The organism is Geobacillus vulcani PSS1 (genome assembly GCF_000733845.1).
Classification (GTDB): Bacteria; Bacillota; Bacilli; order Bacillales; family Anoxybacillaceae; genus Geobacillus; species Geobacillus vulcani.
Map to the genome: position 1 here is coordinate 2,991,966 of NZ_JPOI01000001.1, position 12,467 is coordinate 3,004,432.

Consider the following 12,467-nt stretch of genomic DNA (forward strand, 5'->3'; position numbering starts at 1 on the left):
ATATCGGTGAATCGCCGTGCGCACTACTAGTATAGACGACGATGGGGGAAAGTACGAACTGTTTTTCTTTCCTTTTTCCCCTTCCGTTTCACAAACATCAACCCAAACGCCAAGGAACAGCTCCTTGACGCTTCTTACTCCTGCGAAAGGGGGATGTTCGAACCATTTTCTTGATTCACTGCCGCCTCAACCGTTCCTTCTGCATACACATCGCTCACCTGTTCGCGCGTCTCAGAGAGTGCCTCATACACAAACGACTCGTCCCCGCCATCTGCCGGATCGTATTGCTGCCCGGCAATCGCAACGGGCTGTTTCTTTTTCGTCATCCACCATTCCTCCTACATGAATGCTGTTTCGTGATTAGTGTGAAAACAAGAGCGAAAAATGAACAGAGGAAGTTTATGGATGATGGATGCATATAGAAAGGCAAACGTGGCAAACTAACGAATAAACAACGATCAAGAGAGGATGATAGCCCCGATGAGAAAGCCAACACGAAACGACAGCGTTGAACAGCAGCAAAAAAAGCAGCAACCGGATCAAGATATGGAAAAACAGCCGGGATACGGCGATAAAAAACTGGAAGGTCCAAACCATCCAGCAGAATAAAGGCGGCGAAACCGAATGAGACATTTGCTTGCATTAGTGCTGAAATATTTGCTAACCGCCACGGTGATGTTTGCCATTTTACCGCTGTTTTTGCGCATTTCATCGGCAGAGATTTTATGGTTCAGCCTTTGGCTGACGCTTGTCGCCTATGCGATCGGCGACTTTTACATTCTGCCGCGCCTTGGCAACGTCTCAGCGACGATCGCCGACTTTGGGCTTGTGTTGATGGCGGTATGGATCGGCATCGGCGCGTTTTATGACATCACCGGCGCCGCCATGTTAAACGCGGCGTTTTTCTCCGCCCTGCTTGCGGCAATGGGGGAATTGCTGCTTCACGCCTATGTGTTGCGATTTGTCATCGTCGAGCACGGTGAAGAAGGCGCCCCGCTCATCGGCCGCCAATGGCAAACAGAAGCAGCCGAGGAGTTGGATGTCCGCGCCGTCCGTCCGGGCAGCAACGATCGTAAACGAGCGGAACAGGAGGATGAACAGCATCGTCAAGAGCCTCCCCATCCCCCCATCCTATGAAGGAGGATGAAATGTTGGGCGGCTGCAGTCCGAGACGCCAGCCGCTTCCCCTTCCTTCCAAACAGGGCTTCAACGTGAATGATTCCACCTTTGTTTAGAACATTCAATGGTGGAACGGACATTCATCTCCACTTCGTTTTGGGGTGCGCCCCGCACAAATAGGGAAGCGGGGGGCTTCTCAGTTGAAGATGATAAAACAGATGGCGAACGAAAAAACGGGTGTCTTCTTGTTCGTTAGACACCCGTTTCGCATGAGGATCTTTGGTTTTTCGGCGCTTTCCTCTGCAGCCATGGGCGATCCATCAGACGCTTGGCCGCAAGCCGAAACAGGACAATCTCCTATCCGCCCTTATTGTTCCGGTCGCTTCAGCGCGAGCAGCGTCTGTTTCAGTTCCGCTTCCATCGCCGCGAGCTCGCGTTCGGCCTGCTGTCGTTTCAAACGTCCTTCCGCCTGAATTTTCAACGTTTCTTCGAGCGTAGCGATCAAATTTTCTTGCGTTCGCTTCAACGTTTCAATATCAACCAAGCCGCGCTCGTTTTCCTTGGCGATTTCAATGCTGTTCGTTTTTAACATTTCCGAATTGCGCAATAACAGCTCATTCGTCGTTTCGGCGACCTGCTTTTGCGCCGCAGCGGCCTTTTGTTGGCGGAACAGCGTCAAAGCGATGACCACTTGATTTTTCCAAAGCGGAATCGCATGCAAAATCGACGACTGAATCCGCTCGACAAGCGTTTCGTTCATATGTTGAATCATGCGGATTTGCGGCGCCGTTTGAATCGTCACTTGCCGGCTGAGCTTTAGGTCATGCACCCGCTTCTCAAGTCGCTCGGCAAACTGCCGCAAATCCTGTACATCCTGCCATGCCATTTGATCGCCGGAGCGCTCCGCTTCCGCTTGTTTTTCCGGAATCGTCTTCGTCCGCAGCTCCTCGAGTTTGTATTCGGCCGCCGCAATATAAATATTGAGCGCCTCAAAATAGTCTTTGTTTTTTTCATAAAGCGTCTCAAGCATCATAATGTCGCGGAGCAACAAATGCCGGTGCTTCTCCAGCCGGTCAGCGATTTTATCAATCTCCAAGCCGATTTTTTGGTATTTCGCCACCATCTCTTGCAACGGCCTGGCCACTGCGCCGAACAAGCGGGATAACCATCCTTTTTTCGCCGGCATCAAGTCGTCGGGATTGACTTCTTTGATTTTGGCCATGAGTTCGCTGATCACTTCGCCGACCGGACCAGCGTCTTTCGTTTGCACATGATGCAAAATCGCATGAGAAAACTTCGACAGCTCGGCTTGCGCCGCCACCCCATATTGCAAGACAGCCTGATGGTTAGCCGGGTCAATTTGTTTGGCAAGCGCAAGCGCTTTTTCCCGATGCTCAGGCTTCAACGCATCCAGTGCGCGCGCCGGTTTTTCTTCTTCCTTGAGCCGCGGTTCGGCCGGCGAAGAAAACGGCTGGGCAAGCAACTCATCGAGGGAACTTGTCCGTTCCAGCCCTTGCAGCCAATCCGTCGATTCCATTCCATGATTTCGCTCGTCCATCGTCATTCTCCTTTCTTTGACAGCGGCCGACAAAGCCCGTTCGATTGTTGGAGCGATCGCTCCAGCAATTTCGCTTCCGTTTGCAGCGACCAGACGTCGTTCGATAACACCTCAAGCAACTGCCGTTCGGCCGCCGAAGTCAGCTCGTCAAGCACTCTTTCCGTCTCCTGCAATGCTTTCACCATGTCGGCGCTTTGCACCGGCTGCTGCGTCAAATAAACGTATTTCTCCACCATCTCCACCGCCGTCGGCCATTCGTTTAAAAAAAACGGCTGGGCGAGGCGCAGTTGATGCGGTTGTTGCTCGATGGCGCGAATGATTCGATCGACGATGGTGCTCAACCGGGAAACTGTTTGCCACATCGCCACCGAACGAAGCCGATAGCGAGCGCGGCGCAGCCGCTTCCATAACGCGCGCGCTTCGCCAAGCTGTCTGCGGACGTAGACAAGCTCCTCAACCGACACATCAGCCGGCAGGCGATGATGCCGCCTTTTCATGATGGCCGACACCCCCCACATCGCGCCCATTCCGGATAAAATCGAAGGCCAAAAGCGAAAATCAGCGACGATGAATACGATCACCGCGACGATGACTCCTGCATTCCACGAGACAAACCAACGCCATATCGTACGAAGCAACTGCTTCATTGCCCCTTCTCCTTCTTTATCTTTTCTTTCATTATAGCATGTCCATTCCATGATACGTACAAGCGCCCAAGGAAGTTTCATCGCCAAACGGGCGACGCGCATAGGACAATGGCCGTTTCGAATAGGCTATAGTGAAGCCACCGAAAGGAGAAATGGGGATGAATTCGATCGACTGGCAACTTGCCTCCTTTGTCGCCGTCTCGTTGTTGCAAGAATATTGGTGCTATGTCAAGCTGCCGTACGTCTACTATTGGCAAGCGGCGGACGATGATCAAAAAGCCGCCTAATGGCGGAAGGAGGGAATGAAATGCAGTCATGGCATCGTCCTGCTCCCCCTGCCGCTTCTCGCCCCACACTGGTCATTACCGGCCAAGGAACGGTCATCGCCAAACCGGATACCGTCCTCATCGCGATCGGCGTGCACACAGAACATCACAACGTCCAAGAAGCCCTAGCTGACAATGCAAAACGCACCAATGCCGTCATCGAAGCATTAAAGGCGCTTGGCATTCCAATAGAGGACATTGAAACGACATCGTTTTCCATCCGGCCAACATACAAACATCTTGACGGAACGACCGCTTTATCTGGCTATGAAGTCGAACATTGGCTGGATATCACCGTCCGCGATACAAAAAAAGCCGGCGCCATTTACGAAGCGGCCGTTGCCCATGGGGCGAACCTCGCTCGCGGTTTGGAATTCCGTCTAGTAAACGAACAAGCCTATTACCAACAGGCGTTGGCATTGGCCGTGAAAAATGCCAAAGAAAAAGCGCTGGCCATCGCCCGCGCTCTCGGTTTACCGCTTTACGACACACCGTTGGAATTAAAAGAACAGCCGCCCGCCCGATCGACGCCATACCATCCGTCTGTTCTCAGCGTTTCCTCATCCGCGCCGCCTGTGCAGACGCAAGATGTGATCATCACCGCCTACATCGAGGCGACATTTGTCTATTCGTTCATTTCGTGACGTCCACCTCATGGACGCGGGCGCCGCCAAACAGCTCGACGCGGACGGTTTTCTTTTTCCCGTTCGAATGGACGACGGTTACAGCGTACGCGCCCGGCAAATACGGGCCCATTTTTTTGACAAATGGATCTTTCGTCGCCCTCTCTTCCGTTTTCACCCCATTGACGACAAGCGACGCCTCCGGATCATCGACGCGCACATGGAGAAAATAGAGAGTTGGTTCAAACACATACCGGTCCTCAAACACATGAATCGTAAACACCGGCGGGTGAGATGTCAATCCTTTAATATACACGTGCCCGCCCTTACGCTGGCGGGCAAACTCCCGATCCAGCTGCTCATACGCTTCTGGATGTCGATCAAAATACGCGAACAACGGCGCCAACGTTTTTTCGTTGATCAGCACTGTTTCCTCCGTCACCCGCAACATCGCCTGCAAAGCGGCGACATCGCGGTCTTCGATCGCATCTTTTAAACGCATAATGGCCATTTCTCGGCTCGCGGCCGTCTTCAGCGTCCCATATCCACTCCAAACGAGCGCCCCGAGCCCCCACAGAACGGCAATGGCGAAAAGCAACGAGCCGATGAGACGGTATTGCTTTTTTCTCTTTTCCCGAGACAAAACGCGCTCCCGCTGCCGCTTCTCATAGCGAGCCAGCGCGGCAGCACCGTCCTGCGCGCCGCGGCCCCCCGTTCCCCCTCTGTTCGTGTTTGGTTCCAACATATGCGGCTCCATGATGGCTTCCCCTCTCCTTCTCTCTGTCTAGTTCCACTTTATGTAAGAAGCAGGGAATATATGTTACACGAGCCACCATGCGTTTTCTATTATAGCCAATCAGAAAAAAAACGGGTAACAGTTTGCACGCCCGCTCCCTTCACCTGGACAACGAGATGTGCGACCGTCCCATTCGCTGCTCCGCTTGCCGAAACATCCAGGCATATAACGCCGCGCTTGCAAACGACAGCACGCCCAGGAGAAGAAACGTCCAGACATACCCCATCCATGCCACGGCTGCGAGCGACAGCGGCGCCAGCATCCGCCCGATCGTAAATCGAAGGCTGGCAGCCGCAAAATATTGGCCGCGCATCGCCTCCGGAGCCAAGCGGGAAATAAACGACTGCTGCATGCCGGCTGTCATCAGCTCAGCGAGCGTAAACAGCGCCATGACCGCGATCAATCCAAGCAGCGAGGACGTTTGACTAAACAACCACATCGAGATGCCATATAAGACGGATGAACCCACAAACGCCTGCCGCTCCGAATAGCGAGACATCCAACGCGTCACAGCCACCGTACATAGCGCGACCAACAGACCGTTTTCAGCAATGAGCCAACTAAAGGCGCTCGCGCCGTCAATCGTCCATCCCGCCAACGTTTCGGCTTCGACCGTTTCTTTTGTATATACCGGGATCAGCAAATCAAGCTGTGTAAACGTTTGTGCCACCAACACTCCAGCAACGATAAACAGGAAAAAGACACGGTCGCGGACAATAATGGCATACTGCTTGAACTGCGTGCGCAAAAAAGACTGCCACGTGCCTCTCCTTTGTTGGCCGGCTACAGCTAGCGGCGCTGTCTCACGCAACGCTTTGGAGAGCAGTGTTGCCATTGCAAAACAAGAACATGCGGCCAAAAGCAATAAAGCAAACCGATGCTCAGCATAAAAAAGACCGCCAATTGTCGGGCCGATGACCACCGAAATATTGATGGATGTGTAAAACACGGCAAACACATCGCTCCGGTCCTTCTCCGGAACCACATCGGACACCATCGCCTGGCTCGCCGGCCAGTAAAACGCCCCACAAATGCCGGCGAATGTAAAGCAAAGAAAGCCGACAAACGGCGACGACCACCAAGAGGAGCTGGCCAAGGCAAACACAAAAAACGCCGCCCCTTGCCCGTAGGCGGATAACACCATCATCCGCTTGCGTCCGAATACATCAGCGCAATAGCCGCCCATTAAATTGGCGATGACCGAGAACAACTGCGAAACAATCAACAACAACCCCGCTGTCTTTTTGCCAAAGGCATCAGCAAAATAAATCGAGATAAACGGAAAAAACATCCAAAACGTCGTATTCATCAGCGCCTCGCCAAACAGGCGCACTTTCAAGTTGCGATCCCACTCACGTATTCGCATCCGCTGTCCCCCTAATCTTTCGTCTCTCAAACTTCTTTGGAAATTATATCATATTTTTATTAGGACGGTAGAAATAGTTTTCAAATAAAAGAATGACCCAAACGTTGTTTTCCTGAAACGAAACGCAACATATGGTTTTTGACAATAAGAAAAAGGTGCCCCAATCCTTTTGGGACACCTTCGACTGACATGTATATCTTACTTGCGGATGAATTGCTGCGTCCAAATATAGCCGTTTTCTTCAAAACCAACGCCGATGTGGGTAAAGTTTTTGTTCAAAATGTTTGCCCGATGGCCTTCGCTGTTCATCCACGCATTGACGACTTCTTGCGGGGTGCGTTGGCCTTTGGCAATGTTTTCCCCGGCGGCTGTGTACGAGATGCCGAATTTTTTCATCATCTCAAACGGGGAGCCGTACGTCGGGCTGTTGTGCGAGAAGTAGTTGTTGACCGCCATATCGCGCGATTTCTCGCGAGCGACTTTGCTGAGGGCCAAGTCAACTTGAAGCGGCGGCAAGCCGTATTTCGCCCGTTCTTTGTTCGTCAGCTCAACAACTTGCTGCTCATACGCGTTCAAGCCGGTTGTTTTTTGTGTGCCGGTCTTTGGTGCCGTGGCTGGCGTTTTCGCCGGCGCTTGCGTATTGGCTTGCGGTTTGGCCGCCGGCTGTTTGACCGTTGCCGGCGCTTGTGGTTTTGTCGTTGGCTGTTTTGCCGCCGGTTGTTGTGTTACCGGCTTTACCGGTTGGAACGACATGAACGGGAAGTATTGTTGCAGCCATTTCTCCAAATCTTGAACGTTTGTGCTGACATATTTTACTTGATACGCATTCGCTGTCGGACATGTCGTCCCAGCCGCTTCCGTTTTCGTTGCCGCGAACGAAGCGCCGACGAGTGCGACCGAAGCCACGATGGTTGCTACCATTTTTTTCTTCATCGGAATTCCTCCTTGCATCCTCTATTTGAAAGTCTTAGAGATCTTGCGTCCGTCAGGCATGACTGCACAACGAGATTCGAAGAGAAACTGTTTTGTTGTTCTCTCGCCTTCGCCCCCATTATAGCACGGGGTTTTTGTAATATTTTTGGTCCAAAATGGAAAAATCAGCGTATTGGCAGCCTTCGGTAAAAAAGACGCTTGTTTTCATTGCCAAATCAACACCGATTATTGACGGCTGCAACAGTTGGAATAAACATCCTTTCACTAACGGTCATCCCTTTTTCTCCTGTATCCCCCCAACCATCTATATTTTTCCTGCAAAAAAGGGGTTGACAGCCTCTCATTTCGGCCGTTTCGTTTAACAATTGTTACAGCTGTGTTACAAAACAGAAGAGAACCTCAATGTTTTGTTATAAAAAAAGAAGCTGCGGCGTTTCGCCCCAGCTTTGACGTTTATTCATGCTTTTGATCGACAATGAGTGCGGTTTGCACTTCGTTCGGCTTCACTTGTACAGCAAATTGCTGCTTGGCATCCATCACTAACGGCGCAAGCGGTGTTTCGTTTAAGTTTGTGCGCCATACCGCCGATGACGGCCCATGCCATTGGAATGACGCCTTCGTCTCCTGTGGCGTTGGATTAAAGAAACGAACAATGACGCCACGGTGATCTTCGCTCCTCTTTACCGCGCTTAGCACGACCTCGCCTTCCTGCTGGGAAAACAGGCTATACTCATACGGCACCGAGAACGCAACCGGGTTCATTTTCATCGCATCATACGGCAGTTTGTTGTACGTGTAAAGCGGCGTCAAAAACTGTTTCGCCCGTTTGGCAACATTGGCCTCTTCCGTCGTTCCGCGATGCGTCGTCAACGCAAAGTGCAGTTCATTGATGCCAAGCATTTGCGAATCGGGCGTCGCCATTTTAATGCCGGACGGACGGCCTGGCCGGCGCACGAGCTCCTCTTTCCCCAAATAACCGACACACCGCAAAAGCGTCACTGCGATCGTATCATGTTGTTCCCCGATGATCTCATACTCTCTCGTGCTGTTCGTTAAAACCGCCACGCCGCCTGTTTGATTTGACAGTCCCACATACGTAAGCATCGGATAAATGGCATCCGGACGTTCATCCCATCCTTCTTGCTCCCATATTTCCATGGCTGGGTCAACGACGGAGCGTCGGACGACACCAAACTGGTTGTCAGCAATTGAATAGGAAGAAGCAATGCCAGTCGGCACATGCATGCGGACGCGGTGATCTTTCGCTTTGTTGTTGATGCGCACTCGAACGTCAATCCGCGGCTCGGTCATCGGCACGGTGAGATGAATAGAAACATCGATAACGCTGTCGCGCCGCTTCGCTCTCCGGTTGTCAAGGTCGGCCGGCACCGGCAGCCGGTAAGCGATATCGGCATAAGCGAAATAGCGGTTTTGCCGGAGCGAATACGTCGCCTTCACGCCCTTATTATCAATCGGCTCATCGCCCGGCAGCGGGGAAAAGTCGTATTCATCCCCATCGTCGCCGACATCTTCAAGCAAGAGCACATCGCGGAACGTTCGTTGCAGCTGTTTGTCATATATGTTAATTGTCCCATTCTCATTGACGGTGATCGTATAAAACAGCGTATCTATTTGCTCCACAGCCGTTGGCGCCTGTTTGTTCATCTGTTCCGCCTCTTGCACCAAATACGCCTTATACCCCATCGCCGGGATGCGGTCGCGGAAATGGATCGTATAGCGGACGAACGGATCATAGTTGCCGTAATGGACAATCTGACGATCAATCAGTCCCGGATCGACGATCGTTTCATCCACCACTTCAAACTCCACCGGTTCCCCGCGCTCATCAACGAGACGGAATGCTTTCCATTTCGTCGTAATTTCCGCTTCGATCGGCTCGTTCCGTTCGTACGGAAGCGTATTGTACACAACCAGCTTGTCGACCGACCGATCCGACGGCATCGCATCAGCCATTTTGCGCATATAAAACGTAATGAGCCGGTCGACCCGCTCTTCCGCTAGCGCAAAGCGTCCCAAAATATCGCGGTGAACAAGATCTGAACAGCAGCAGCCGATGCTGTCATGGGCGTGATTTTTCAGCATTTCTCTCCAAATGAGCTCTATCAACCGATGCTCATACCGAAATCCAAGCGTCGAGGCGATGGCGGCGAGCGGTTCGAGCACGTTCGTCACTTTGTTTTCGATGCGGGCGTTCGCCGCTTTAATGTCCATGCGCGTCGAGTAAATGCTGCGGTGAACGCGCATATATTTGCCGTCCAACAACTCGCCGCGGATGACCGGAAGCTGCTCCTCTTTTTCCAGCTGTTCAAACACATGTTCATAACGGCTTAAGAAAAAGGTCCGCTCCGGATAGAGCGTTTGCAGCTTGTCGGTCACCTCAAAAATATTTTTTTGAATCGGCATTTGATCATGGCCGTTCGGAATGAGAATATGATCGGTCGTCGCCCCGCGGTCCAAAACGGAAAAGTATTTGTCCATCCGCTCTTTCAGCTTTGCTTCATCAGTCGGAAGATATTTGCCGATCGCATAGCCGAGCGGGAACAGCTGCACAAGCACTTTCGAGCCGTCATCGCTCACCCAGTAAAACTCGGTTTTGTCAGTGCCGTGCCGTTCCGACACACCGCGCCAAAAAATGGCCCGCTTGATGCCAAAGCCGTTTAAGATTTGCGGCAGCTGCGCCGATTGCCCGAACGAGTCGGGGAGATAGCCGATTTGCATCGGCTCCCCGAACTCCTGGCAATCTTTCAGCCCATAGAGCAAGTTGCGGACAATCGACTCCCCGCCGACGACCATTTCATCCGTTTGCGTATACCACGGGCCGATGATCAGCTTTCCTTCTTGGACAAGGCGGCGGATGCGCTCTTTTTGCTCCGGCTTGACGGCCAAATAGTCTTCCAATACGACTGTCTGTCCATCGAGAACAAAGTGCGGATAATCAGGATTCGTCTCTAACATTTCCAATATTTCTTCCATATCATTCACTAACAAAATGCGTGATTCCTCTGCCGAAAAATACCACTCGCGGTCCCAATGCACATGGGGAACGATATGAACATACCGCTTCAATGGTTTCACCTCGTTTGTCTTATCGTTATTGCGCTTTTAGCTTTTGCACGCGTGTAGCGACTAACAGCACCATCGAAATCAACGCCCCGATCAGCGCGGCGCCCAGCCAAATGGCTCCCGCTTTCCATAACGGCGCGCCTTGCAGGACAAACAGCGAGAAAATGCCCGCTCCCGGAACGTTCAGCCCGATTTGCGACGCCGTGACGATCGCCCCGGTGACCGCTGACCCGATGCAAAGCGACGGAATGACGCGCAGCGGGTCGTTAATCATAAACGGAATCGCTCCCTCAGTAATGCCGGCTAAGCCAAGAATCCATGTCGATTTGCCGACCTCGCGCTCATATTCTTCAAAATACCGTTTGAACAACAGCGTCGCGGCGGTGACGGAAAACGCCGATACCATTTTCACCGAGGCAAACGCCGCATACGGAATAAAGTTGCCGCTCGCCATCGCTCCGATGCAGAACGTATACGCCGCCTTATTGACCGGCCCGCCTAAATCGAACGACACCATAATTCCTAAAATCGCGCCAAGCAAAATGGCACTGCGTCCGGATAAGTTGTCAAGCCAAGTCAGCAACGCATGATTGAGTCCGGCGACCGGCTTGCCGAACACAAACAGCATCAGCGCTCCGACGACGAGCGAACCGATGACCGGATACAGCCAAAAGCTAATGAATCCCGAGAACGCGCCTTTTGGCGGAAGTTGCTTTTTCAACCACTTCATAAAGTAGCCGGCCAAAAAACCGCCAAGCATGCCGCCTAAAAAACCGCCGTTGATCATCGTCGCAGCAATCCCCGCGGCAAACCCCGGACCGAGCGCCGGCTTGTCGGCGACCGCATACGCCATGTACGCCGACAGCACTGGAATCATGAGCGTGCCAAGCATATTGCCGCCCAGTTTGCGCAACATCCAAAGCCATGAGTTCTCCGTATCGTATACTTGTTGCAGGCCGAACGCCTGGGCGATGAGCACCGCGCACGCCAAAATCATCCCGCCGGCGACGATAATCGGAATAATATGAGAAATGCCGGTCAAAATGGCGTTTTTTACTTCCGTCTTCCATGAAACTCGCTCAGACATTGTCTCCTTTGTCGGCTCATATTCCCGCTTTCCTTCCTTCTTGGCCTTCTCAAGCGCTTGCAAAAGAACGCCTTTCGCATCTTTCAACGGCGCCGCAACCGTTGTCCGGTACACCGGCAAATGGGCAAACCGCTCTTCGTTTTTCACCGCCACGTCCGCGGCAAAAATCGCCGCTTCCGCTTTTCGCAGCCGCTCTTCCGTATGTCGGTCTTCAATGCCGTTGGCCCCTTGCTTTTCGACATACACCGTAACCCCTATTTCCCGACCGGCTTGCTCTAACGCTTCCGCCGCCATATACGTATGGGCGATGCCAGCCGGGCAGGCCGTCACAGCGACGATCGTTTTCCCTGCCGACGCCGTTTGGGCAGCGGTACCCACCATTTCCTCATCAAGAGCACGATACAGCTCTTCTGACGTTTGACATTGCTGCAACCGCTTACGATATTCAGCGCGCGACAGCCGTTTGGCGAGTTCGGCCAACAAATCCAAATGCGTCGATTCCGCTTCGTCCTCCGGAATCGCTAACAAAAAGACGAGTTCCACTTGATTCGCCGGATTGATGCTCTCCCAGTCGCGAATTGGCCGCGCGAGCTTCGCCACTGCGAAAGCGGCTTCCTTGACCGATGTGGACTTGCCGTGCGGAATCGCTACCCCCGCTTCAAACCCGGTCGGAGAGAGCGCCTCCCGTTCCATCACCGCTTGATAAAACGATTCTGCCGAATACAATTTCCCCTCCTCATCCAACTTGCGGACGAGATGGCGGATGACTTCCTTCTTCGTGGACAACGACAAGTCCACGTCAATCAGCCGAACACTCGTCAGCTGTTTCAGCTCCATTTCTCCCATCCTCTCTTTCCATGCCGTTTGTCGACTTCATTATAAAAGAAAAAAAGCAAGAAGACCGAAATCTTCTTACTTTTTCACCATT

The 12,467-nt window shown here is 52.5% G+C and carries 12 protein-coding genes; 4 read left to right on the forward strand and 8 right to left on the reverse strand.

What is annotated here, in order from left to right:
- Positions 1 to 134: 134 nt before the first annotated feature.
- The gene (locus tag N685_RS0116075; RefSeq protein WP_031410041.1) at positions 135 to 326 is read right to left on the reverse strand and encodes a YozQ family protein; all 192 of its coding nucleotides are present in this window, start codon (positions 324 to 326) and stop codon (positions 135 to 137) included.
- A 154-nt stretch (positions 327 to 480) separates the two neighbouring features.
- Between N685_RS0116075 and N685_RS20180 the strand changes: the two genes are divergently transcribed.
- Entirely contained in the window at positions 481 to 609 is a 129-nt protein-coding gene (locus tag N685_RS20180; protein WP_256371095.1) for a hypothetical protein, read from the forward strand.
- Positions 610 to 624: 15 nt separating this feature from the next.
- Positions 625 to 1,137: a YndM family protein gene (locus N685_RS0116085; RefSeq protein ID WP_031410043.1), complete on the forward strand. Its 513-nt coding sequence runs from the start codon at positions 625 to 627 to the stop codon at positions 1,135 to 1,137.
- Positions 1,138 to 1,486: 349 nt separating this feature from the next.
- On the opposite strand, the gene N685_RS0116090 is transcribed toward N685_RS0116085, so the two are convergent.
- Complete coding sequence (locus N685_RS0116090) at positions 1,487 to 2,677, reverse strand: toxic anion resistance protein (protein WP_031410045.1); 1,191 nt, start codon at positions 2,675 to 2,677, stop codon at positions 1,487 to 1,489.
- A 2-nt stretch (positions 2,678 to 2,679) separates the two neighbouring features.
- Entirely contained in the window at positions 2,680 to 3,324 is a 645-nt protein-coding gene (locus N685_RS0116095; RefSeq protein ID WP_031410047.1) for a 5-bromo-4-chloroindolyl phosphate hydrolysis family protein, read from the reverse strand.
- A gap of 158 nt (positions 3,325 to 3,482) precedes the next feature.
- Between N685_RS0116095 and N685_RS20185 the strand changes: the two genes are divergently transcribed.
- Positions 3,483 to 3,611, forward strand: coding sequence for a hypothetical protein (locus tag N685_RS20185; protein WP_256371094.1), 129 nt, complete (start codon positions 3,483 to 3,485; stop codon positions 3,609 to 3,611).
- Positions 3,612 to 3,631: 20 nt separating this feature from the next.
- The gene (locus N685_RS0116105) at positions 3,632 to 4,294 is read left to right on the forward strand and encodes an SIMPL domain-containing protein (protein ID WP_031410048.1); all 663 of its coding nucleotides are present in this window, start codon (positions 3,632 to 3,634) and stop codon (positions 4,292 to 4,294) included.
- On the opposite strand, the gene N685_RS0116110 is transcribed toward N685_RS0116105, so the two are convergent.
- The 5 genes from N685_RS0116110 to mngA all read right to left on the reverse strand — a co-directional run bounded on the left by N685_RS0116110 (position 4,284) and on the right by mngA (position 12,376).
- The gene (locus N685_RS0116110) at positions 4,284 to 5,030 is read right to left on the reverse strand and encodes a zinc ribbon domain-containing protein (RefSeq protein WP_031410050.1); all 747 of its coding nucleotides are present in this window, start codon (positions 5,028 to 5,030) and stop codon (positions 4,284 to 4,286) included. The two genes, N685_RS0116105 and N685_RS0116110, sit on opposite strands and share 11 nt — an antisense overlap.
- Positions 5,031 to 5,169: 139 nt before the next feature.
- Positions 5,170 to 6,435 (reverse strand): MDR family MFS transporter, encoded by a 1,266-nt coding sequence (locus tag N685_RS0116115; RefSeq protein WP_031410052.1) that lies wholly within the window; start codon positions 6,433 to 6,435, stop codon positions 5,170 to 5,172.
- A gap of 198 nt (positions 6,436 to 6,633) precedes the next feature.
- Positions 6,634 to 7,368 carry a CAP domain-containing protein gene (locus tag N685_RS0116120; RefSeq protein WP_031410054.1) on the reverse strand — a complete coding sequence of 245 codons (735 nt, stop codon included), beginning with the start codon at positions 7,366 to 7,368 and terminating at the stop codon, positions 6,634 to 6,636.
- A gap of 453 nt (positions 7,369 to 7,821) precedes the next feature.
- On the reverse strand, positions 7,822 to 10,455 hold the full coding sequence (gene mngB, locus N685_RS0116130; RefSeq protein ID WP_031410057.1) for a mannosylglycerate hydrolase: 2,634 nt from the start codon (positions 10,453 to 10,455) through the stop codon (positions 7,822 to 7,824).
- Between the two features lie 25 nt (positions 10,456 to 10,480).
- Positions 10,481 to 12,376: a PTS 2-O-a-mannosyl-D-glycerate transporter subunit IIABC gene (gene mngA / locus N685_RS0116135; protein ID WP_031410059.1), complete on the reverse strand. Its 1,896-nt coding sequence runs from the start codon at positions 12,374 to 12,376 to the stop codon at positions 10,481 to 10,483.
- Between the last annotated feature and the right edge of the window lie 91 nt (positions 12,377 to 12,467).

Bases quoted from the DNA above. Each gene is read 5' to 3' on its own strand.
- N685_RS0116075 (WP_031410041.1), bottom strand. From the start codon at position 326: ATGACGAAAAAGAAACAGCCCGTTGCGATTGCCGGGCAGCAATACGAT.
- N685_RS20180 (WP_256371095.1), top strand. From the start codon at position 481: ATGAGAAAGCCAACACGAAACGACAGCGTTGAACAGCAGCAAAAAAAG.
- N685_RS0116085 (WP_031410043.1), top strand. From the start codon at position 625: ATGAGACATTTGCTTGCATTAGTGCTGAAATATTTGCTAACCGCCACG.
- N685_RS0116090 (WP_031410045.1), bottom strand. From the start codon at position 2,677: ATGGACGAGCGAAATCATGGAATGGAATCGACGGATTGGCTGCAAGGG.
- N685_RS0116095 (WP_031410047.1), bottom strand. From the start codon at position 3,324: ATGAAGCAGTTGCTTCGTACGATATGGCGTTGGTTTGTCTCGTGGAAT.
- N685_RS20185 (WP_256371094.1), top strand. From the start codon at position 3,483: ATGAATTCGATCGACTGGCAACTTGCCTCCTTTGTCGCCGTCTCGTTG.
- N685_RS0116105 (WP_031410048.1), top strand. From the start codon at position 3,632: ATGCAGTCATGGCATCGTCCTGCTCCCCCTGCCGCTTCTCGCCCCACA.
- N685_RS0116110 (WP_031410050.1), bottom strand. From the start codon at position 5,030: ATGGAGCCGCATATGTTGGAACCAAACACGAACAGAGGGGGAACGGGG.
- N685_RS0116115 (WP_031410052.1), bottom strand. From the start codon at position 6,435: ATGCGAATACGTGAGTGGGATCGCAACTTGAAAGTGCGCCTGTTTGGC.
- N685_RS0116120 (WP_031410054.1), bottom strand. From the start codon at position 7,368: ATGAAGAAAAAAATGGTAGCAACCATCGTGGCTTCGGTCGCACTCGTC.
- mngA (WP_031410059.1), bottom strand. From the start codon at position 12,376: ATGGAGCTGAAACAGCTGACGAGTGTTCGGCTGATTGACGTGGACTTG.